Below are 21277 nucleotides of genomic sequence, written 5' to 3'. Positions count from 1 at the left end.
GGGGAGCGGCCCACCGTCCGCCTCCCTGCACCCTGAACAGAGCTAACAATCAGCCACCGGGGGTCAAGCGCACAGGTTGTGCCTGCCTCCCTTACAGGATTACCGCATGTCGATCTATGCCCAGGGCCTGATGCCCGCTGCCGTCAACCATGTCGCCCTCACCCCGCTGAGTTTCATCGAACGCACCGCTGCCGTGTACGGTCACTACCCGGCGGTGATCCACGGTGCCATCCGCCGCAACTGGCAGCAAACCTACCAACGCTGCCGGCGCCTGGCCAGCGCCCTGGTGGGCCGGGGTATCGGCCGTGGTGACACCGTGGCGGTGATGCTACCCAACATTCCGGCCATGCTCGAAGCCCACTTTGGCGTGCCCATGACCGGCGCCGTGCTCAACACCCTGAACGTACGCCTGGACGCCGAGGCCATCGCCTTCATGCTGCAGCATGGCGAAGCCAAGGTGCTGATTACCGACCGCGAGTTCCACACCGTCATCGAGGCGGCCCTGGCCTTGCTCGAGCACCCGCCATTGGTGGTGGATGTGGATGACCCGGAGTACGGCGAAGGCCGTGCGGTCAGCGAACTGGATTATGAGGCGTTCCTGGCCGAAGGCGACCCGGACTTTGCCTGGGAATGGCCCGATGACGAGTGGCAGGCGATCTCGCTCAACTACACCTCCGGCACCACCGGCAACCCCAAGGGCGTGGTCTACCACCACCGTGGCGCTTACCTGAACGCCCTGGGCAACCAGATGGTCTGGGGCATGGGCCATCGCCCGGTGTACCTGTGGACCCTGCCGATGTTCCACTGCAACGGCTGGTGCTACCCATGGACCATCACCGCGCTGGCCGGCACCCATGTGTTCCTGCGCCGGGTCGACCCGCAGAAGATCCTGACCCTGATCCGCGAGCACCGGGTCAGCCACCTGTGCGGCGCGCCAATCGTGCTCAACGCCCTGGTCAACATGCCCGAGGCGGCCAAGGCGGCCATTGAGCACCCGGTGCAGGCCATGGTCGCCGGCGCCGCGCCACCTGCCAAGGTCATCGGCGCCGTGGAAGAGATGGGCATCCAGGTCACCCACACCTACGGCCTGACCGAAGTCTACGGCCCGGTGACCGTGTGTGCCTGGCATGACGAATGGGATGAACTGTCGCTGGAAGAGCGCGCACGGATCAAGTCCCGCCAGGGCGTGCGCTACCCGACCCTCGACGGCCTGATGGTCGCCGACCCACAAACCCTCGAGCCGGTGCCGCGCGACGGCGACACCCTGGGCGAGATCTTCATGCGTGGCAACACGGTGATGAAGGGCTACCTGAAGAACCCCGAGGCCACCGTCGAAGCCTTCCGTGGCGGCTGGTTCCACACCGGTGACCTGGCCGTGTGGCACGCCGACGGCTATGTCGAGATCAAGGACCGGCTCAAGGACATCATCATTTCCGGTGGCGAGAACATCTCCACCATCGAGGTCGAGGACGCCCTGTACAAGCATCCGGCGGTGCTGGAGGCCGCGGTGGTAGCGCGCCCGGATGAAAAATGGGGGGAAACCCCGTGCGCCTTCGTTGCCCTCAAGCCGGGCCGCGAAGACACCCGCGAAGCCGACATCACCAGCTGGTGCCGCGAGCACCTGGCCGGGTTCAAGGTGCCGAAGACCGTGGTGTTCGGCGAACTGCCCAAGACCTCCACCGGCAAGATCCAGAAGTACGTGCTGCGCGACCGGGCCAAAGCCCTCTGATCCAGTGGTGGCCTCTTCGCGGGTAAACCCGCTCCCACAGGTACAGCAATGTGCTCAGGTTTGGCGCGATCCCTGTGGGAGCGGGTTTACCCGCGAAGAGGCCAGCCCAGATTTCCCACTTTTCAAGAGCTACCGATGACCACCTACACAGCCCCCCTGCGCGACATGCGCTTCGTCTTGCATGATGTGTTCAACGCCCCGGCCCTGTGGGCCCGCCTGCCTGCCCTGGCCGAGCGCATCGACGCCGATACCGCCGATGCCATCCTCGAGGAAGCAGCCAAGGTCACCGGCCAGCTGATTGCCCCGCTCAGCCGCAACGGTGACGAGCAAGGCGTGCGCTTTGCCGCAGGCGAAGTCACTACCCCTGACGGCTTCCGCGAGGCCTGGCACACCTACCGCGAAGGCGGTTGGGTCGGCCTGGGCGGCAACCCCGAACATGGCGGCATGGGCATGCCGAAAATGCTCGGCGTGCTGTTCGAAGAAATGCTCTACGCCGCCGATTGCAGCTTCAGCCTGTATTCGGCGTTGAGCGCCGGCAGCTGCCTGGCGATCGATGCCCACGCCAGCGAAACGCTCAAGGCCACCTACCTGCCGCCCCTGTACGAAGGCCGCTGGGCCGGCACCATGTGCCTCACCGAGCCCCACGCCGGCACCGACCTTGGGCTGATCCGCAGCCGCGCCGAACCCCAGGCCGATGGCAGCTATCGCATCAGCGGCAGCAAGATTTTCATCACCGGCGGCGAACAGGACCTGACCGAGAACATCGTCCACCTGGTGCTGGCCAAGCTGCCGGATGCGCCCACCGGCGCCAAGGGCATCTCGCTGTTCCTGGTGCCCAAGTACCTGGTCGAGGCCAATGGCCGCCTGGGTGCGCGCAACGCCGCCCATTGCGGCTCGATCGAACACAAGATGGGCATCAAGGCCTCGGCCACCTGCGTGATGAACTTCGATGGTGCCGTCGGCTACCTGGTGGGCGAACCGAACAAGGGCCTGGCGGCGATGTTTACCATGATGAACTACGAGCGCCTGTCCATCGGCATCCAGGGCATCGGTTGTGCCGAGGCGTCCTACCAGAGCGCCGCCCGCTACGCCAACGAACGCCTGCAAAGCCGCGCCGCCAGCGGCCCGCAGGCACAAGACAAGGCTGCCGACCCGATCATCCACCACGGCGATGTGCGGCGCATGCTGCTGACCATGCGCACCCTCACCGAAGGTGGGCGGGCGTTTGCCGCCTACGTCGGCCAGCAGCTGGACCTGGCGCGCTACGCCGAAGACGCCGGCGAGCGCGAGCATGCGCAGCGCCTGGTGGCGCTGCTGACGCCGGTGGCCAAGGCGTTCTTCACCGACAACGGCCTGGAAAGCTGCGTGCTCGGCCAGCAGGTGTATGGCGGCCATGGCTATATCCGCGAATGGGGCCAGGAGCAGCGGGTGCGCGACGTGCGCATTGCGCAGATCTACGAAGGCACCAACGGCATCCAGGCCCTCGACCTGCTCGGGCGCAAGGTGCTGGCCGACGGTGGCCAGGCGCTGGCCAGCTTTGCCGCCGAGGTGCGGGCCTTCAGCGTGGATGCGCCGCTGCACCGTGAAGCCCTGCAAGCGAGCCTGGCGCGGCTGGAGGCCACCAGCGCCTGGCTGCGGGCGCGGGCCGGCGAGGATGCCAACCTGGTCAGCGCGGTGGCGGTGGAATATTTGCAGCTGTTCGGGCTGACTGCGTATGCCTACATGTGGGCGCGGATGGCGGCGGTGGCGTTGGCCAGGCGTGACGAGGATGCCGCGTTTCATGGGGCCAAGCTTGCGTGTGCGGAGTTCTTCTTCCAGCGGGTCTTGCCGCGGGGGTTGGGGCTGGAGGCCAGTATCCGGGCGGGTAGTGGCAGCCTTTTTGGTTTGGAGGCGGCGCAGTTCTGAGAGGCCATGGGGGCGCTTTGCGCCCCATCGCGACACAAGGCCGATCCTACAGGGGAACGCGATTCCATGTAGGAGCGGCCTTGTGTCGCGATGGGCTGCAAGGCAGCCCCAACGATTTCAGCCATTGTTTTACCTGCGCGAAGGGTTCTCAAACGCTGGAAAACCATCACCAATCCGACGAAAACCGGCACAACTGATAGTCATTCGCCATTACCTCGGTTCTCGGGAGCCCTCCAGCAAGGGTAGAATGCGCAAAACCCGGAGCCGCAATGAACCACGACCGCCTCAATCCCAGCCCAGACGATGCCATCACCGACGCCGCCGCGCACTGGTGCATGCGCCTGCACGCCGAAGATTGCACGGTGGGCGAGCGCGAGGCGTTCGCCCGCTGGCTGGCGGCCGACCCGCGGCATGCCGAGGAATACCAGGCGATGCTGGAAATCTGGCAAACCGCCGACCTGCTGCCGCGCAATGCCACCGTCATCGACTTCAACCCGCCCGTGCAACAGGCCGCGCGCCCGCGCAACTGGCGGCCGCTGGCATCCGCTGCCGCGATCGCCCTGGCGGTGCTGCCGCTGGCCGGCTGGGTGGGCTGGGAACAAGGCTGGCTGCCCAACCACTACCAGCACTTCGAAGCCGGCGCGCACATGCAGAACGTGCAGCTGAGCGACGGCAGCACGGTGCAGCTCAACCTCAACACCGAGCTCACCTACCTCAACTACAAGGACCAGCGCCAGGTCACGCTCAAGCGTGGCGAGGCGTTCTTCAAGGTGCAGCACGACAGCAGCCACCCGTTCATCGTGCATGCCGGTCGCGGCCAGACCCGCGTCACCGGCACCCAGTTCAACGTGTGGAAGTACCAGGACCAGGTCAAGGTCACCCTGGTGGAGGGTTCGGTACTGGTATCCAGCGACGGCAGCGCCGGTGGCTACCGCCTGGGCCCGGGGATGCAGGCCAGCTATCACAAGGGCGACTTCGAGCCGCAACTGGAGCAGAGCGACGACTACGGCAACAGCCTGGCCTGGCGCGACGGCAAGCTGGTGCTCGACAACCTGAGCCTGGAACAGGCCCTGCCGATTATCAACCGCTACCTCGACGCACCGCTGTTGCTGGCCGACGCCAGCACCGGCCGCATCCGCATCAGCGGCATCTACAACACCCGTGAGGTGGGGCGCCTGGTCAACAACCTGCCCAAGGTGCTGCCGGTCTACCTGACCCGCAGCAAGGACGGCAGCACCGTGCTCAACCGCATCTCGCCGCCGCCCGACAAGGGCTGACGCCCTCCCCCTACAGCGTCATCGCCGCCAACCAGCCGAACGCCAGCAGTGGCAGGTTGTAGTGGATGAAGGTGGGCACCACGGTGTCCCAGATATGGTGGTGCTGGCCATCCACGTTCAACCCCGAGGTCGGGCCCAGGGTCGAGTCCGAGGCAGGCGAGCCGGCGTCGCCCAGCGCACCAGCGGTACCAACGATGCACACGGTGGCCAGCGGGTCGAAGCCCAGCTGCACGCACAGCGGCACGAAGATCGCGGCCAGGATCGGCACGGTGGAAAACGACGAGCCGATGCCCATGGTCACCAGCAGGCCCACCAGCAGCATCAGCAAGGCACCGACGCCCTTGCTGTGGTCGATCCACTGCGCCGAGGTTTCCACCAGGCTCTTCACCTCACCGGTGGCCTTCATCACGTCGGCAAAGCCCGAGGCGGCAATCATGATGAAGCCGATCATGGCCATCATCTTCATGCCTTCGGTGAACAGGTCGTCAGTGTCCTTCCAGCGCACGATGCCCGACAGCGAGAAGATCAGGAAGCCGACCATGGCGCCGATGATCATCGAGTCCAGCCACAACTGGACGATGAACGCCGAGGCAATCGCCAGCCCGGCCACCAGCAGGGTCAGCGGGTTGTACTGCACGCTCACCTGCTCCACCTGCTCGATGCGCGCCAGGTCGTAGTCACGCTTCTTGCGGTAACTGATGAATACCGCCAGCAACAGGCCAGCCAGCATGCCGGCTGCCGGAATGGCCATGGCGTGGGTGACATTCACGCCACTCACGTCGACACCCGCGCGGGCAACGTTGGCCAGCAGGATTTCGTTGAGGAAGATGTTGCCAAAGCCCACCGGCAGGAACATGTACGGGGTGATCAGGCCGAAGGTGATCACGCAGGCGATCAGCCGGCGGTCGATGCGCAGGCGGGTCAGCACGTAAAGCAGCGGCGGCACCAGCAAGGGGATGAAGGCGATGTGGATAGGCAGGATGTTCTGCGACGACACCGCCACCACCAGCATCAGGCCGACCAGCAACCATTTGACCTTGCCGCCATTGGCATGGCCCTGGCGGTCGATCATGGCCAGGGCGCGGTCGGCCAGGGCATGGGCCAGGCCGGACTTGGCGATGGCCACGGCAAAGGCGCCCAGCAGTGCATAGGACAGGGCCACCGTGGCCCCGCCGCCGAGGCCGCCGTTGAAGGCCTTGAGCGTACCCTCGATACCCAGGCCGCCCACCAGCCCACCGGCCAGGGCCCCGATGATCAGGGCGATGACCACGTGCACGCGGGACAGGCTGAGTATCAGCATGATGCCGACCGCGGCGATCACTGCATTCATGGTTGGCTTACCTCATTGCGACAGAAAAAAAGCGCGCACTCTGAAGCAGTGGGCAGCAGATGTCAAAAGCGCCATGTTGCGGCGGATTACCAACGCCTCGCGCGACCTGCGGATTAAATTGAACGTTTGAATAAAGAAAAGCCCGCGCCAGCCGACACATTCGTCAGCCACACTCTTATTACAAGGGACCCACCCCCATGCCTTTGCGACAACTTTCCATCCAGTGGAAGATCACCCTGCTCGCCGGTCTCTGCCTGGCCGGCATCGTCACCCTGCTCGTCGGCCTGTCGCTGTACCGCATGGACCACAGCTCGGACCTGGTCAAGGCCAGCAGCATGCAGATGCTGACCGAGTCGGCGCAGTCGCGCATCGAGTCGCAGGGCGAGGTGCAGGCGCTGAACATCCGCCGCCAGTTCATGGACGCCTACCAGTACGGCGCCGGTTTCGCCCGCCAGGTGCTGTTCCTGCGCGAGCAGGCGGAAAAGCGCTTTCTCGATGCCTTCGACCTGCGCGAGGACATGACCCGCCAGGTGCGCGCCGCCCTGCAGGCCAACCCTGAGCTGCTCGGCCTGTCGCTGGTGTTCGAGCCCAACGCCCTGGACAACAAGGACAGCCTGTTCGCCGGCAAGGCGGAACTGGGCAGCAACGAAACCGGGCGCTTCGCCCTGTACTGGTCGCAGCCGCGTGTCGGCCAGCTGACGGCCATGGCCCTGCCCGAGCATGACATGGCCAACACCGAGATCGGCCCCAGCGGCCAGCCAGCCAATACCTGGTGGGTGTGCCCGCGCACATCCGGCAAGGTGTGCGTGGTGGAGCCCTACTTCTACGACATCGATGGCCAGCAGGTACTGATGACCAGCATCGTCTTCCCGCTGGCAGTCGACGGCAAGGTGATCGCCACCCTGTCCATCGACATCAACCTCAACAGCCTGCAGGCCCTGAGCCAGGAGGCCAGCCGCAGCCTGTACGAAGGCCGCACCACGGTCGGCATCCTCAGCCCGGTCGGCCTGCTGGCCGGCTACAGCGCCGACGCCAGCAAGCTGGCCCAGCGCTTCGACCAGGTCGACACCGCCAAGGGTGCCGAACTGGTGCGCAAGCTGGCCGACGGCAAGATGACCATCGTGCACGACCAGCAGCGCCTGAAAGTGCTGGCCGCGTTCCGGCCGATTCCGGATGCCCAGCCCTGGGGCGTGCTGCTGGATGTGCCGGAAAACGCCCTGACCGGGCCGGCCGAAGCGCTGAAACAGGAACTGGACGCGCTGAACACCAGCGGCACCCTGCTGGAACTTGGCCTGGGCCTGGCGGCGGCGATTGCCGGCCTGCTGATGGTGTGGCTGATGGCCCGCGGCGTTACCCGGCCGATCCTCGGCGTGGCAAGCATGCTCAAGGACATCGCCAGCGGCGAAGGTGACCTGACCCGCCGCCTGACCTACCAGAAGCAGGACGAACTGGGCGAACTGGCCGGCTGGTTCAACCGCTTCCTCGACAAGCTGCAGCCGACCATCGCCGAGGTCAAACGCTCGGTGCAGGCTGCCCGTGGCACCGCCGACCAGTCTTCGGCAATTGCCACCCAGACCAGCGCCGGCATGGAGCAGCAGTACCGCCAGGTCGACCAGGTGGCCACTGCCTCGCACGAGATGAGTGCCACCGCCCAGGACGTCGCCCGCAGCGCCGCCCAGGCCGCGCAGGCCGCCCGCGATGCCGACCAGGCCACCCGCGAAGGCCTGGCGGTGATCGACCGCACCACCCACAGCATCGATGCCCTGGCCGCCGACATGAGCAACGCCATGGCCGAGGTGGAGGGCCTGGCGCAGAACAGCGAGAAGATCGGTTCGGTGCTGGAAGTGATCCGCTCGATCGCCGAGCAGACCAACCTGCTGGCGCTCAATGCCGCCATCGAGGCGGCCCGTGCCGGTGAAGCCGGCCGTGGCTTTGCCGTGGTCGCGGACGAGGTGCGCAACCTGGCCCAGCGTACCCAGGAATCGGTGGAGGAAACCCGCCAGGTGATCGAGGCTTTGCAGAACGGCACCCGCGAAGTGGTCGGGGCCATGGACAACAGCCACCGCCAGGCCCAGGGCGGCGTGCAGCAGGTTGGCCAGGCCGTCACCGCGCTGCAGCGCATCGGCCAGGCAGTGACGGTGATCACCGACATGAACCTGCAGATCGCCTCGGCCGCCGAGGAGCAGAGCGCAGTGGCCGAGGAAATCAACAGCAACGTGGCAACCATCCGTGATGTCACCGAATCGCTGTCGGGGCAGGCCAACGAGTCGGCGCGCGTAAGCCAGTCGCTGAACAGCCTGGCCAACCAGCAACAGGCGCTGATGGACCAGTTCCGCGTGTGAATGGATCAGGGCCGGCAGCTGCCGGCCCAGGCTCAGGCCGCGAACCTGCCACCGCCGAGGATGCGGTCCAGCAGCACCAGCGCGCCATGCACATTGGGCCTGGCGCCCATCGGCAGCACATCGGTACCGGGTAATGTGGCGTCGTGATACCCGGACGCCATGACTAGCTGATGCAGCTGATTGCCATTGAGATAGACGTGGTGCTGCTCCATTGCGTAGGACTGGATCAGGCTCAGTGTGCCGCACACCATCGGCGTAGCGCTGGAGGTGCCAGCGTAGCGGTCTGTGTAGTCCCTGTCCTTACCAGACAGGTCCTGCAAATACCCATAGGAAAGCGTGACGACGCTGTCGCCCCAGGCATTGAGCATGCGGTAACGGTAATGGTGGTTGGAGTAGGCGTGGGGCTTGCCGTCATACGAGTGACTGGCGCCCACCAGGATGGCACCTGAATCGCCATGGTCATTGAAGTAGCGCCAATTGGTCAGGTCTACGCCCTGCCCTGCGCGGGTTCCTCGTTCTGCAAGGGTCTTGCTGCTGCCATTGGCCGCGGCATTGACCACCACTGCACCACGCTGGCTCAACTGCTGCATGACGGTCCACCAGACCTTGTCGTGCAAGGACGGCAGCATCGTGCTCAACACCTCGATATTTGCAGTTTGGCGATTGATGCCGACGATGTCCCCGGGTTCTACATTACGCAGCAACTCCGTGAGCGCCTGGAAACCGCCCTGGGCGTCTGTCGCGCGGTTGTTGTACAGGTACAGCTCGCTGTCATGGCTGATCCCTGTAGCGCCGACCCCGTTGCGCCTTGCCAGAATGATACCCACTGAAGCAGTGCCATGACGCGGATCATGGTTTGGCTCGAGCGACACGACGCTCAAGGCCGTGTTGCCACGCAAGTCTTCATGTCCAACATGCAAACCACCGTCGCTGAAGTGAATCCGCGCGCCCTTGCCCGTCACCTTGTTGGCCCAGACCTCGCGCACATTCAGGCCCTTCCAGCGGGGGCCGGGTTCGTCGAGGTAGTTCTGGCGTGGCTCGAAGTCGGGCGTGGGTTGGGCATTTTCATAAGCCCTGTTGCCTGCCACCACTGCAGTACCTGTCAGCAAGGTTGCCAACAGCCCCGCCAGCACGAATGCGGCGGGGTGTGGTTCCGAAGGGGCAGGCGCCATCTGCATGGATATTACGTAATCCAGCGCGGCCATCGACTTGAGCAATGCCAGATAGGTGTCATTGAGCATGCTGGCAGGCTGGTCGAGGTAGTAGTACTGGCGTAACGCATGAAGCCGGTTATCGTCCAGATCATGTTTATCCAGGACCGGCCTGGGCGTGATCACCGACTTCAGGTTCGGCCAGTAACGCGACAGGGCAGAGCCGGAAGCAGGCTCCAGGTCTCGAAGGAAGTGCTCGTAACCCCCGGCACTGAACTCGATGACCAGGGTCGGGTACGAAGTGCCTGGTGCCAATAGGGGCAGCGCGTGTCCTGGCAGCGCGTGTTCGGCCACCTCCGCGCCCGCCAGCGCCCGCTTGCGACGCCCGCCAGCAGAAGGCAACGGGACCTTGTCGAGGACGCTGCGGTTGATCTCCTCGGCCTTGATGTCGAGTACCAGCGGCGGCATGTCGATGACACCGGCCCCTCCGACAGGCAGGTTCATCGCCCGCGCATGCTCGTCCTGCAGTACCACCCTTGGTCGGATGGTATAGACCCCTGCTTCCTCCTCGGCGAGCAGTGTGGCTGGGCAACCGTGGTCACTCAGTTTGCCGGTGTGGGCCCGGGAATAGGCCGAAATCCCTCTGAACGACACCGGGCCATCGGGGCCAGCCCGTTCCAGTTCGTAGCGAATGCGGCTGACCTTGTGCAGGTCTGCGCCACTGCAACGAACGTGCAGCTTTCCATCAAAACGGAAGTTGCGGTAATAGACGAAATTCAAGTCCAGCGTCATCAGGAACACCTCGCAAAATGTGCTTGCCAAACGGCGCTGGGCACCTTTGCAAACCGCCGCCCCCGCTGGCATCAGGAGCCCGTTCCCTGCCGCCGTCGGCACCGAGCGGGAGGGGTCGTCTACACTTGCCCGCAGCTACCCCACGGCAACCGACGAGGGCCCTGATGAAGAGAATTCCAACGTTGCTGGCCGGCCTGCTGCTCGCCGTCGGCCTGGCCAGCACCGACAGCGCCGCCTCGGCAGAACGCACCACGCCCATCCGCTTTGGTGCCATCGGCTGGGAAAGCGGTGCCCTCACCACCGAGATCCTGCGGCTGATCGTGGAGCGTGGCTACGGCTACACCACCGACACCCTGCCCGGCAGCACCGTCAGCATGGAAGTGGCCCTGGCGCGCAACGACCTGCAGGTAATCGCCGAGGAATGGGCCGGGCGCAGTCCGGCCTGGGTCAAGGCAGAACAGGCCGGCCAGGTGTTCGCCTTGGGCGACACGGTCAAGAACGCCGAAGAAGGCTGGTGGGTGCCGGCCTACGTGATCGAAGGCGATGCGGCACGCAAGCTGAAACCCGTGGCGCCGCAATTGCGCAGCGTCGAGGACCTCAAGCGTTACCCGCAGGTGTTCCGCGACCCCGAGTCACCCGGCAAAGGGCGTTTTCTGAATAGCCCCAGCGGCTGGACATCCGAAACCGTCAACAGCCAGAAACTCAAGGCCTACGGGCTGAATGATCTCTATACCAACTTCCGCAGTGGCTCCGGGGCTGCAATGGATGCCGAAATCGGCTCAGCCATCCGCCGTGGCCAGCCGGTGCTGTTCTACTACTGGAACCCGACCCCTTTGATGGGGCGTTACAAACTCATACGCCTGCAAGAACCGCCGTTCGATGCCCAGGCCTGGGCCACCCTCACCGATGCCGGCAACCCCGAGCCCAAGGGCAGCAGCTCGCTGCCGGCCAAGTTGTCGATTGGCGTATCCAAGGCCTTTCGCGAGGGCTACCCGGAGCTGGTGAGCGTGTTCGAGCGGGTCGACCTGCCCATCGACCGACTGAACAACGCACTGGCCGACATGAGCGAAAAGCGCACGCCGCCCCGCGACGCTGCCCTCACCTTCCTGCGCGATAACCGCGAGGTGTGGAAAGCCTGGTTGCCTGCGGACATTGCCAGCAAGGTCGAGGGCAGCCTGTGAGCGGCGGCTTCCCCGAAGCCCTGCAATTCTCCTTTGCCGACAGCGTCAACCGGCTGGTCGACTGGCTGGTGCTGCATTACGGCGATCACCTGCGCAGCGTCTCGGACCAGTTGCTGCAACTGCTGGTCGGCCTGGAAACCCTGCTGCGCCTGCTGCCGTGGTGGCTGCTGCTGTTGCTGATCGGCCTGCTCGCCTGGCATGCCAGCCGCAGCGTACTGCGCAGCGCGGTACTGGTGGCGCTGCTGGCCCTGATCGGCATGCTCGGGTTGTGGGACAAACTGCTGCAGACCATGGCGTTGGTGCTGGTCAGTACCGGCCTCTGCGTGCTGGTGGGCGTGCCGCTGGGCATCCTGCTGGCTGCCCGGCCGCTGGCGAAGCGGTTGCTGTTGCCGGTACTGGATGTGATGCAGACCTTGCCGGCCTTCGTTTACCTGATCCCGGTGCTGATGCTGTTCGGCCTGGGCAAGGTGCCCGCTGTGTTCGCCACGCTGATCTATGCCCTGCCACCGCTGGTGCGGCTGACCGAACTGGGCCTGAGCCAGATCGACCCTTCGCTGCTGCAAGCCGCCCATGGCCTGGGGGCCAGCCGCTGGCAGCGGTTGCGGCGCATCGCCCTGCCGCTGGCGCTGCCGAGCATCATGGCCGGGCTCAACCAGTCGGTGATGATGGCCCTGTCGATGGTGGTGGTGGCTTCGATGATTGGCGCCCGCGGGCTGGGCGAGGACGTGCTGTCGGGGATCCAGACCCTGAATGTCGGCCAAGGCGTCGAGGCCGGGCTGGCGATCGTCGCCCTGGCCATGGTAATCGACCGGATCAGCCAGGCTTATGGGCGTGGTGGGCGCTGAGGAGTATTGCCGCTACCAGCCTTTCGCAGCACAAGGCGATTCCCTGTGGGAGCGGGCGTGCCCGCGAATGGCCCAACGCGGTGTATGGCACCGGCTACGCCGGTGTTCGCGGGCTTGCCCGCTCCCACAGGAACCGCGCATTTTCTGAGCCTCGCGCCAAACCTGTGGGAGCTGGCTTGCCGGCGATAGGGCCGGGCCTGACAATGCAGCTCTGTCAGCTTGAAACCGGACCTCACCCGCATGTCCCTCAAAGCCTTGCGCACCCTGGTGACCATCGCCCGCCACGGCACCTTCGCCCGTGCCGCCGACCTGCTCAGCCTCACCCCTTCGGCGGTGAGCCTGCACATCAAGACCCTCGAAGACGAACTGCAGGTGACCTTGTTCGACCGCAGCCGCAGGCAGGTGTCGCTGACCGAAGCCGGCCAGCTGGCGGTGGCCCGCGCCGAGACCATCCTGGCTAGCTATGACGAACTGGCCGACGCCCTGGCCAGCGGCCCGAGCCTGCGCGGCCGCCTGCGCCTGGGGGCGATCCACACGGTGCTGGCGCGGCGCCTGCCCAAGGCGCTGGTGTGGATCAAGGCGCACCATCCGCAGTTGCATGTCAGCGTGGCCTCCGGCATGTCGGCCGAACTGGCACGGCGGGTGGAAGACGGCGAACTCGATGCGGCGATCACCACCGAGCCGGTCAGCCCCTACCCGCAAAACCTGGACTTCACGCCGTTGTTCGAAGACCGCTTCTGGGCCATCGCCAGCCCCGACCTGGCCGGGTTAAGCGTGCCGCAGTTGCTGGCCAGCCAGCCGTTCCTGCGCTTCGACAAGCGTGCCTGGGCCGGGCGGCAGATCGAGCAGGAGCTGCGCCGCCAGCATCTGCAGGTGAGCGAGCAGATGGAGCTGGACAGCCAGGAAGCACTGGCGCGCATGGCGGTGATGGGCCTGGGCGTGGCAATCATCCCCATGGCCGATGACGACCTGCAACGCTTGCCACCGGCCACCTGCCTGCCGTTTGGCGACCCCCAGCTGACCCGGCGGGTGGTGTTGCTGGAGCATGAGAAGAGCCAGCGGCGGCATTTGAGTGCGGTGCTGAAGACTGCGCTGGAGGCGTGAAGGTTCGCAGGGCCTTGTAGGAGCGGCCTTGTGTCGCGAAAGGGCCGCAAAGCGGCCCCGGCAATTTTGTGGCGATGCCGATATCCTGGAGGCGCTTCGCACCCCTTTCGCGACACAAGGCCGCTCCTACAAGAGCCAGTGTCGACTTCAACCATGCATTTTTTCTCAATGGTCAGTGCAGAAAACAACGTTTTTACAGATCGATCCGCACCAGTAGTCTGTGCCCCGTACCCGACCACGGAACGTCGATCATGCTCCACCTGCTGCTGACTACCCTGCTGCCGATCATCCTGCTGATTGCCCTGGGCACTTTCCTGCGCCTGCGCGGCTTCCTCGCCGATACCTTCTGGCCCGGCGCCGAGCGCCTGAGCTATTACGTACTGCTGCCGTCACTGTTCCTCCATGGCCTGGCCACCGCCAACCTCGATGGCGTGCCGGTGCTGGGCATGGTCGGCGTGCTGATGCTCTCGACCCTGGCCGGGGCCGTGCTGCTGGTGCTGTACCAGGGCGCAATCAACCACGACGGTGCCGACTTCACCTCGGTGTTCCAGGGCGGCATCCGCTTCAACAACTACATCGGCGCCACCCTTGCAGCGGGTATCTACGGCAGCGCCGGCATCGCCCTGGCGGCGGTGGCCAACGCCGCCATCGTGCCACTGGTCAACCTGCTTTGCGTGCTGGTGTTCGCCCGCTTCAGCGCCCGCCATAGCTCACCGGCCACGGTGCTGCGGGCCATCTTCGCCAACCCCTTGATCGTCGGTTGCGCCGGCGGGTTGCTGCTGCGCGCCAGCGGGCTGGGCCTGCCAGCGGGTATCGAACCCACGGTCAAGGCCCTGGGCCAGGCCGCCCTGCCGCTGGGCCTGCTGTGCGTCGGCGCAGCCCTGGGTGGTGCCCGCCTGGGCCAGCAGGTGCGCCCGCTGATGGCGGCGTCGGCATTCAAGTTCCTGGTCATGCCGCTGACCACCTGGGGCTTGTGCCGCCTGCTTGGCCTGGGTGGCCAGGCAGCGGTGGTGGCGGTGCTGTTCCAGGCACTGCCGACCGCGTCATCTTCCTATGTGATGGCCCGGCAAATGGGCGGTAACGCACCGCTGATGGCCACCATCATCGCCCTGCAGACCATGATGGCCGCCGCCACCCTGCCTTTGGTGCTGATGCTCGCGCTTGGCTAGACTGTGAACCAGCCCACAGTTCGGGAGCTTGCATCATGCGCCTTTCGTGGATGGTGATCGGCCTGGTTTCGGCCCTGCTCGCAGGCCACTTGCACGCGGCCGACCCGGCCAAGGCTGCCGTCGCCGAGGACAAGGCCGAGGTGCTCGAGGAAAAAGTCGTGAATGACACACCACCCCCGAAAAAGGCCGAGACCCTCACACCGGGCGAAGCGCAGGCAGTGGACCCGGCTGGCCAGGCGCCGCTGGATGACAGCATCACCTGCCTGGCCCGCACCATCTACTGGGAGGCCAAGGGTGCGGACGCCGAAGACATGGCCGCCGTGGCTAACGTGGTGCTCAACCGCCTGGGCCACGATGGCTTCCCGGATACCATCTGCGGCGTGGTCAAGCAGGGTGTGGAAAGCAAGGCCTGCCAGTTCTCCTGGTGGTGCGACGGGCGCCCGGACCAGGTCGAAGAAGCGCAACGCTACGGCATTGCCAAGGAGATTGCGCGCAAGGCGCTCAACCAGCAGTTGAAAGACCGCACCGGGGGTGCCTTGTACTTCCATGACCGCAATGTGCGCCCGGACTGGGCCAAAGCCTACCGCCGGACGGCGCAGACCAGGCATTTTCTGTTCTACAAACCGAACCAGGCGGTGGCGCGCTGATACCCGCCGGGGCGCCGGCAAACGGGCTGACCGCTGTGCTTCGATAAGAATGATTACCAACTGTTCGCACTTTTCCGATGATCAGTGGTCTACTCCCTCTTTTGCCGCCAGCAACGAATGCCGGCGTTTTCATTGCTTTGCACGATCCCGGGCCAAAAGCCCCGGGCTTGTGTAGGATGAGCAGCGCAAACCACGACGCTGCCAGTCATAGGGAGATCCACATGCGCGTCCTGTCATCCGTTGCCGCCTTGTCGCTGGGCCTGGTCGTTTCGGCCGGGGCACTGGCTGCCACCGGCGAAGAGGCGCAACTGATCGATTCGATCAATGTCTACCGCAGCAAGGCCCAGCCCTGCGGTGGCGAAGCGTCGTTGGAGCTGCCACCGCTCAACAGCGATACCCGCCTGGCACTGTCGCCAGAGGGCACACGCGACCTGCAGCAGGCCATGACCCGCGCCGCCTACCCGATGGTCAACGTGCAGGCCATCAGCCTGTCGGGGCCGCGTGATGCGCGCGCTGCCATGCATGCCATCGAAGAGAGCTTCTGCCAGGTGGTGCTCGACCCGCAGTTCGTCGATATCGGCGTCAGCCAGGAAGGCCGCGACTGGCGCATCGTGCTGGCCCGGCCATTGCTCAGTGGCCGCCTGGGCGACTGGCAGGCCGAGGGACAGAAGGTGCTGCAGGAGATCAACGCCGCGCGCAAGGTGCCGCGCCAATGCGGTGGCCAGCCCTTCGCCGCCGCCCCCGCGCTGAGCTGGAGCACGGTGCTGGCCGGGGTTGCCGCCAACCACACCCGGGCCATGGCCAACCAGAACTTCTTCGACCACATCGACAAGGATGGCCGCACCCCCGGTGACCGGGCAGAGCTGGCCGGCTACCTGTACCAGCAGATCGGCGAAAACATCGCCGCCGGGCGGGATACCGCGCGCAAGGTGGTCGATGGCTGGCTGGATAGCCCGGGGCATTGCGCGACGCTGATGAACCCGGACTTCCGCGAGCTGGGCGCAGCTTATGCAGTGGACCCGAAGAGTGATGCGGGGATTTACTGGACAGGGTTGTTCGGGACGCCGCAGTAGACCCGGCTGACGCGCTTTATGTAGGAGCGGCCTTGTGTCGCGAAAGGGCCGCAAAGCGGCCCCGGCAGTTTTGCATTGATGCCAAGATACCGGGGGCGCTTCGCACCCCTTTCGCGACACAAGGCCGCTCCTACAGAGTGCGCGCCGGGCTTCAGGGCGAGATACTGCCGTCACGCAACGCTTGGGCCGTGCAACCAAACCGTCGCCGCACGCACTTGCCCAGGTAACTGGCATCGCCCAGGCCCACTTCATCGGCAATCTGCGCCAGGCTGTGGCTGGAATTGAGCAAGCGCCAGCGCGCCTGTTGCAGGCGCATCTCCAGCCACCAGGCCTTGGCGCTCATGCCGTGGCTGGCGTGAAACTGCCGGTCCAGCTGGCGCCGGCTGATGCCCAACTCCGCCGCCAACTGCTCCACCGCCAACGGCGTTCCCAGGTGATGACGCATCAACGCCTGCGCGCGCTGCACCTGCCGACCCTGCCCCGTCCCCAGCTCCAGGGAACGCAAGGCATGGCGGCTATCGCGGGTTTCATCCACCAGCATGTCGGCCAGGCCCTTGAGCGCCCGGGCCCGCCCGCAGGCGCGTGACAACAGGGCGACGGCCAGGTCGATGGCCGCGGTGCCGCCAGCGCAGGTGATGCGGCTACCGTCGATGCAATACAGCTGCTCACTCAGCACCTGCAAATGCGGGAAGGCCGCACGAAATTCGGCTTCGTGGCGCCAATGCACCACTACCTTGTGCCCCTGCAGCAACCCGCAGGCGGCCAACAGGAAAGCACCGTTGTCGACCCCCACCAGCTTGACGCCAGCCTTGCCGGCCTGCCTGAGCAAGGCCCGGTAGCGAGGCGCCAGCGCGGCAGTGGCCATGGCATTGCGACCGCCGAACACCACCAGGTAGTCGAAACTGGCCAGCTCGAGCTGGCCAGCGACGGCCTCGACCTGCACCACCGCGCCGCTGCTCGACGGCACCGGGTCGAGGGTCAGCCCTGCCACGGTCCAGCTGCAGTAGCGCTGCTGGCTGTAGTCCTCGTCGTCGGCGCTGAACCGCAACTTGTCGAGAAAGGCGCCGAACGGCAGCAGGGCAAACTCCGGTAATGGCAAGATCAGCAAGCGGATATCGGGCAGCATTGGCATCGCGTCCAGAAACGACCATTCAATGTCCGGATCATACCCTTGGCGGCCAAGGTCGGCGCCATAGACTGACGCCCTCCCCATCAACAAGGCATTCCCCACCATGGCACTCGACACCTGGCTCATCTACCTGCTGGCCAGCATCGGCCTGTCGCTGACCCCGGGCCCCAACAGCCTGCTGGCCCTGACCCACGGCGCCCTGTATGGCGCACGCCGGACGTTGTTCACCATCGTCGGCGGGGTGTTTGGCTTCAGCGCCCTGATCGCCCTGGCCATGTTTGGCCTCAGCGCATTGCTGCAGGCCTCGGCCTCGGTGCTGAGCGTGCTCAAGTGGGTGGGTGGCGCCTATCTGATCTGGCTGGGTATCCAGCTGTGGCGCAGCCCGGGCCTGCACCTGGAACTGACCGCGCAAAGCGCGCGGCTGGGCAATGCCGGCCTGTTCCGCCAGGGCCTGCTGTCGGCCATGGCCAACCCCAAGGTGCTGCTGTTCTACGGCGCTTTCCTGCCGCAGTTCATCAACCCGCAGCGTGGGTTGCTGCTGCAGTTCGTGGTGATGGCGGCAACCTTTGCCAGCGTCGAGTTCCTGGTCGAATACCTGCTGGCACGCCTGGCGTTTCGCATCCGGCCATGGCTGGCCAAGGGCGGTAAAGGCTTCAATCGCTGCTGCGGCAGCCTGTTTGCCTTGATTGGTGTGGCGTTGCCGCTTGGGCGGTAGCACTACACAAAGGCTGTCGCGATCCCTGTAGGAGCGGCCTTGTGTCGCGAAAGGGCTGCAAAGCAGCCCCGGCAATATCAGCAGCGAAGCCGATATCCCGGGGCCGCTGCGCGCCCCATCGCGACACAAGGCCGCTCCTACAGGGATCGCGACAACCTGTGGGCTCGCATTCAACCGCGGCGCGCTTTGGCCAGGAAGATGAGCAAGGCCACACCCGGCAACCCCGCCCCCACCAGCGCCACACCCTGCCAGCCAAACTGGCTGAACACCGCACTGGCCACCGCCGAACCCAGCGCCCCACCGAGGAAGATGCTGGTCATGTACACCGCGTTCAGCCGCCCGCGGCTGGCCGGGTCCAGGGCGTACACTTCACGCTGGCCGATGACCATGTTCATCTGCACCGCAAAATCCAGCAGCACGCCGGTCAGGCCCAGGCCGATCACGCTGTAGCCCGGCACGGTCAGCCCCAGCAACAGTGCCGCCGGTGCCAGCAACAACGCCAACAGCGAACCGGCCCGGGCATGCCCGGCATCGGCCAGGCGGCCGGCCATGGGTGCGGCAACGGCGCCCACCGCGCCCACCAGGGCGAATACCGCGATCTGGCTCTGCGACAGGCCATGCTCGGTTGCCAGGGCCATCGGCACCGCCGTCCAGTAAAGGCTGAACGCCGCGAACATCAACGCCTGGTACAGCGAGCGCTGGCGCAGCAAGGGATAACGGCGCAGCAGCGTGAGCAGCGACAGCATCAGCCCGGCATAGCTGGCCTTGTGCTCGGGCACCCGCCGCGGCAAGGTCAGAGCCAACAGCAGGATGATCGCCAGCATCACCCCGGCAGCGCCAATGAACACCGCACGCCAGCCGAGGTAGTCGGCCACCAGGCTGGACAACGGCCGCGCCAGCAGGATACCCAGCAGCAGGCCACCCATGATGTTGCCGACCACCCGCCCACGCTGCTGCTCCGGCGCCAGGTGCGCCGCCAGCGGGATGAGCATCTGCACCGCCACGGAACTGAAACCGATCAGCAGTGCATAGCCGAGGAACAGCTGGCCCTGGCCGCTGCTGCTGGTGCCCGCCAGCAGCAGGCTGACGCAGGCCAGCACGGCGGTAGCCACCATCAAGCGGCGGTTTTCCAACAGGTCGGCCAGCGGTACCAGCAACAGCAGGCCCAACGCATAGCCCAGCTGCGTGAGCGAAACGATCAGGCTGGCATGCTCGGTGGACAGCCCCAGGTCCGGGGCGATCAGGCCGACGATGGGTTGGGCATAGTAGATATTGGCGACGATCGCGCCGCAGCAGAACGCCAGCAGGGCGACCAGGGCCCGGCTGAGGCCGGTTACTGCAGGCTGCGCGGCGGCAAGGGAGGGATTCATGCGAGTGTCCTCGACAATGGCTGGAATATGCCGGCCACCTTACCCAGACGCACTCCTGGCGAGAATCCAGCGCTGGCGCAACAGGGCTTTGCGCACTGCGCAACACTAGGTGCTGCGCTGCAGCAAATTTTCGCAAAAGTCGATAAAGGCATTCACCCGCCGCGAACCACGATGGTTGGGCAGGTACAGGGCGTTGATGCTGTCATTGGCCGCGCCGGGGCTGGCCTGCCAATCGGGGAACAGGCGTTGCAGGCGCCCGGCCGCCACATCCTCACGTACCAGCCAGTCGGCCAACAATGCGATACCGCTGCCCGCCAGTGCGGTTTCGCGCAACATGTCGGCATTGGCACTGCGCAACGGCCCGCTCACATCCAGTTCCAGACTGTCCTGCCCACGGGCCAGGCGCCAGGGGCGCCCTTTCTGCCCGTAGCGAAAGCGCAGGCAGGCGTGCTCGAGCAGCTGCCGCGGATGCTCCAGCGCGTCATGCCCGGCCAAGTAGCCCGGGCTGGCCACCAGCCAACGCTGAAAGCGACCCAGCTGGCGGCATACCAGCTCGTCATTGGGCGACGGGTCGCCCAGGCGGATCGACAGGTCATAGCGCCCGTCAAGCAGGTCATCCAGGCGGTCGCTGAGGTCGATGTCCAGCTCCAGAGCTGGATGTTGCGCCAAAAACGGCCCCAGGTGCGGGGCGATGACCCGCCTGCCGAACTCCACCGGCAAGCACAGGCGCAGCACACCGACAGGCTCCTCGCCCCGATCGGCGACACTGGCATCGGCCTCGTCCAGGGCCTCGAAAATACCCCGCGCGCGCTCGTAATAACGGGCGCCGGCCTCGGTCAGGCTGACCTGGCGGGTGGAGCGGTTGAGCAAGGTAGTGCCCAACGCTGCTTCCAGGGCATCGACCAGGCGCGTCACCGACGATGTCGCCAGCCCGAGCCGGCGTGCGGCGGCAGAAAAGCCCTGGGCATCGACGGTGGCCACGAACATCTTCATCGCCAGGAGTTTGTCCATTTGTTGCCCGTCTTCCAAATCCCGGAAAGTTCTTACAAACAGCCGGGCCGGTCAAGAAGCGCGGCGTACGGCAATTGCGTCCATAGTGGAACCACCCCCTTCCAAACGAGGTTTTCCATGATCCCGACCAACCTGCTGACTGCCCTGCCCCCTTGCGACCCCACCAGCGCCGAATGGGTCGACCAACTGCTCAGCCGCCCGGGCGTGCGCGTGGAACGTATCGTCTCCAGCGGCCAGGCCAGCCCGCCCGGTTTCTGGTACGACCAGGCCGAAGGCGAATGGATCGTGCTGCTCAGTGGCGCCGCCGGCCTGCGCTTCGAGCACGAGAGCCACACCCGCCTGCTGGCGCCGGGCGATTGCCTGGACATCCCGCCGCATTGCCGCCACCGCGTGGAATGGACCGCCCCCGGCACCGCCACCATCTGGCTCGCGGTGTTTTACAGCAGCGGCACTCCTTGGCCGGCGTGAATCCGGTAATCGAAAATCGAACGGGGTTACCCAGCCGAC

17 protein-coding genes and 1 pseudogene are annotated in these 21277 nt (G+C 65.7%); 13 read left to right on the top strand and 5 right to left on the bottom strand.

The window, feature by feature from the left end; all coding sequences use genetic code 11:
* The first annotated feature begins 106 nt into the window (after positions 1–106).
* The 3 genes from C163_RS11385 to C163_RS11375 all read left to right on the top strand — a co-directional run bounded on the left by C163_RS11385 (position 107) and on the right by C163_RS11375 (position 4911).
* Entirely contained in the window at positions 107–1729 is a 1623-nt protein-coding gene (locus C163_RS11385) for an acyl-CoA synthetase (protein WP_025338872.1), read from the top strand.
* A gap of 135 nt (positions 1730–1864) precedes the next feature.
* Positions 1865–3634 carry an acyl-CoA dehydrogenase C-terminal domain-containing protein gene (locus C163_RS11380; protein ID WP_025338871.1) on the top strand — a complete coding sequence of 590 codons (1770 nt, stop codon included), beginning with the start codon at positions 1865–1867 and terminating at the stop codon, positions 3632–3634.
* A 269-nt stretch (positions 3635–3903) separates the two neighbouring features.
* A complete protein-coding gene (locus tag C163_RS11375) occupies positions 3904–4911 on the top strand; it encodes a FecR family protein (protein WP_025338870.1) in 1008 nt (335 codons plus the stop codon).
* A 10-nt stretch (positions 4912–4921) separates the two neighbouring features.
* Here the strand turns inward: C163_RS11375 and C163_RS11370 are convergent, their stop codons facing one another.
* Positions 4922–6241 (bottom strand): Na+/H+ antiporter family protein, encoded by a 1320-nt coding sequence (locus C163_RS11370; RefSeq protein WP_025338869.1) that lies wholly within the window; start codon positions 6239–6241, stop codon positions 4922–4924.
* Positions 6242–6438: 197 nt separating this feature from the next.
* On the opposite strand from C163_RS11370, the pseudogene C163_RS27715 reads away from it, so the two are divergent.
* Both C163_RS27715 and C163_RS27710 read left to right on the top strand, forming a co-directional pair.
* Positions 6439–7725: pseudogene (locus C163_RS27715) on the top strand (HAMP domain-containing protein); the annotation flags it as partial.
* A 102-nt stretch (positions 7726–7827) separates the two neighbouring features.
* Positions 7828–8583, top strand: coding sequence for a methyl-accepting chemotaxis protein (locus C163_RS27710; RefSeq protein ID WP_370290277.1), 756 nt, complete (start codon positions 7828–7830; stop codon positions 8581–8583).
* Positions 8584–8615: 32 nt separating this feature from the next.
* Here C163_RS27710 and C163_RS11360 read toward each other — a convergent pair whose 3' ends face one another.
* Complete coding sequence (locus C163_RS11360; protein ID WP_025338867.1) at positions 8616–10526, bottom strand: S8 family serine peptidase; 1911 nt, start codon at positions 10524–10526, stop codon at positions 8616–8618.
* Positions 10527–10690: 164 nt separating this feature from the next.
* Here C163_RS11360 and C163_RS11355 point away from each other — a divergent pair, with 164 nt between their 5' ends.
* The 6 genes from C163_RS11355 (at position 10691) to C163_RS11330 (ending at position 16545) form a co-directional block, all read left to right on the top strand.
* Positions 10691–11707 carry an ABC transporter substrate-binding protein gene (locus C163_RS11355; RefSeq protein ID WP_025338866.1) on the top strand — a complete coding sequence of 339 codons (1017 nt, stop codon included), beginning with the start codon at positions 10691–10693 and terminating at the stop codon, positions 11705–11707.
* Complete coding sequence (locus C163_RS11350; protein WP_013972953.1) at positions 11704–12552, top strand: proline/glycine betaine ABC transporter permease; 849 nt, start codon at positions 11704–11706, stop codon at positions 12550–12552. Before C163_RS11355 ends, C163_RS11350 begins: the two co-directional genes overlap by 4 nt.
* Positions 12553–12792: 240 nt before the next feature.
* Positions 12793–13656: a LysR family transcriptional regulator gene (locus tag C163_RS11345; RefSeq protein WP_025338865.1), complete on the top strand. Its 864-nt coding sequence runs from the start codon at positions 12793–12795 to the stop codon at positions 13654–13656.
* A 251-nt stretch (positions 13657–13907) separates the two neighbouring features.
* On the top strand, positions 13908–14825 hold the full coding sequence (locus C163_RS11340; RefSeq protein ID WP_025338864.1) for an AEC family transporter: 918 nt from the start codon (positions 13908–13910) through the stop codon (positions 14823–14825).
* A gap of 35 nt (positions 14826–14860) precedes the next feature.
* On the top strand, positions 14861–15472 hold the full coding sequence (locus C163_RS11335; protein ID WP_025338863.1) for a cell wall hydrolase: 612 nt from the start codon (positions 14861–14863) through the stop codon (positions 15470–15472).
* A gap of 221 nt (positions 15473–15693) precedes the next feature.
* The gene (locus tag C163_RS11330) at positions 15694–16545 is read left to right on the top strand and encodes a CAP domain-containing protein (RefSeq protein WP_025338862.1); all 852 of its coding nucleotides are present in this window, start codon (positions 15694–15696) and stop codon (positions 16543–16545) included.
* A 151-nt stretch (positions 16546–16696) separates the two neighbouring features.
* On the opposite strand, the gene C163_RS11325 is transcribed toward C163_RS11330, so the two are convergent.
* On the bottom strand, positions 16697–17671 hold the full coding sequence (locus C163_RS11325; protein ID WP_025338861.1) for a GlxA family transcriptional regulator: 975 nt from the start codon (positions 17669–17671) through the stop codon (positions 16697–16699).
* 106 nt (positions 17672–17777) lie between these two features.
* Here C163_RS11325 and C163_RS11320 point away from each other — a divergent pair, with 106 nt between their 5' ends.
* Positions 17778–18389 carry a LysE family translocator gene (locus C163_RS11320; RefSeq protein WP_025338860.1) on the top strand — a complete coding sequence of 204 codons (612 nt, stop codon included), beginning with the start codon at positions 17778–17780 and terminating at the stop codon, positions 18387–18389.
* A 170-nt stretch (positions 18390–18559) separates the two neighbouring features.
* Here C163_RS11320 and C163_RS11315 read toward each other — a convergent pair whose 3' ends face one another.
* Complete coding sequence (locus tag C163_RS11315) at positions 18560–19759, bottom strand: MFS transporter (RefSeq protein WP_025338859.1); 1200 nt, start codon at positions 19757–19759, stop codon at positions 18560–18562.
* A gap of 105 nt (positions 19760–19864) precedes the next feature.
* Positions 19865–20770 (bottom strand): LysR family transcriptional regulator, encoded by a 906-nt coding sequence (locus C163_RS11310; protein WP_025338858.1) that lies wholly within the window; start codon positions 20768–20770, stop codon positions 19865–19867.
* A 117-nt stretch (positions 20771–20887) separates the two neighbouring features.
* Between C163_RS11310 and C163_RS11305 the strand changes: the two genes are divergently transcribed.
* A complete protein-coding gene (locus tag C163_RS11305; RefSeq protein WP_025338857.1) occupies positions 20888–21238 on the top strand; it encodes a cupin in 351 nt (116 codons plus the stop codon).
* Positions 21239–21277: the final 39 nt, after the last annotated feature.

It is taken from the genome of Pseudomonas sp. FGI182 (assembly GCF_000511325.1).
GTDB lineage: Bacteria > Pseudomonadota > Gammaproteobacteria > Pseudomonadales > Pseudomonadaceae > Aquipseudomonas > Aquipseudomonas putida_Z.
The sequence above is the reverse complement of the archived record's forward strand: the minus strand, read 5'-3'. Positions and strand labels throughout refer to the sequence as shown.

Bases quoted from the DNA above. Each gene is read 5' to 3' on its own strand.
- C163_RS11310 (WP_025338858.1), bottom strand. From the start codon at position 20,770: ATGGACAAACTCCTGGCGATGAAGATGTTCGTGGCCACCGTCGATGCC.
- C163_RS11330 (WP_025338862.1), top strand. From the start codon at position 15,694: ATGCGCGTCCTGTCATCCGTTGCCGCCTTGTCGCTGGGCCTGGTCGTT.
- C163_RS11320 (WP_025338860.1), top strand. From the start codon at position 17,778: ATGGCACTCGACACCTGGCTCATCTACCTGCTGGCCAGCATCGGCCTG.
- C163_RS11375 (WP_025338870.1), top strand. From the start codon at position 3,904: ATGAACCACGACCGCCTCAATCCCAGCCCAGACGATGCCATCACCGAC.
- C163_RS11380 (WP_025338871.1), top strand. From the start codon at position 1,865: ATGACCACCTACACAGCCCCCCTGCGCGACATGCGCTTCGTCTTGCAT.
- C163_RS27710 (WP_370290277.1), top strand. From the start codon at position 7,828: ATGGAGCAGCAGTACCGCCAGGTCGACCAGGTGGCCACTGCCTCGCAC.
- C163_RS11325 (WP_025338861.1), bottom strand. From the start codon at position 17,671: ATGCTGCCCGATATCCGCTTGCTGATCTTGCCATTACCGGAGTTTGCC.
- C163_RS11355 (WP_025338866.1), top strand. From the start codon at position 10,691: ATGAAGAGAATTCCAACGTTGCTGGCCGGCCTGCTGCTCGCCGTCGGC.
- C163_RS11370 (WP_025338869.1), bottom strand. From the start codon at position 6,241: ATGAATGCAGTGATCGCCGCGGTCGGCATCATGCTGATACTCAGCCTG.
- C163_RS11360 (WP_025338867.1), bottom strand. From the start codon at position 10,526: ATGACGCTGGACTTGAATTTCGTCTATTACCGCAACTTCCGTTTTGAT.
- C163_RS11315 (WP_025338859.1), bottom strand. From the start codon at position 19,759: ATGAATCCCTCCCTTGCCGCCGCGCAGCCTGCAGTAACCGGCCTCAGC.
- C163_RS11340 (WP_025338864.1), top strand. From the start codon at position 13,908: ATGCTCCACCTGCTGCTGACTACCCTGCTGCCGATCATCCTGCTGATT.
- C163_RS11335 (WP_025338863.1), top strand. From the start codon at position 14,861: ATGCGCCTTTCGTGGATGGTGATCGGCCTGGTTTCGGCCCTGCTCGCA.
- C163_RS11345 (WP_025338865.1), top strand. From the start codon at position 12,793: ATGTCCCTCAAAGCCTTGCGCACCCTGGTGACCATCGCCCGCCACGGC.
- C163_RS11305 (WP_025338857.1), top strand. From the start codon at position 20,888: ATGATCCCGACCAACCTGCTGACTGCCCTGCCCCCTTGCGACCCCACC.
- C163_RS11385 (WP_025338872.1), top strand. From the start codon at position 107: ATGTCGATCTATGCCCAGGGCCTGATGCCCGCTGCCGTCAACCATGTC.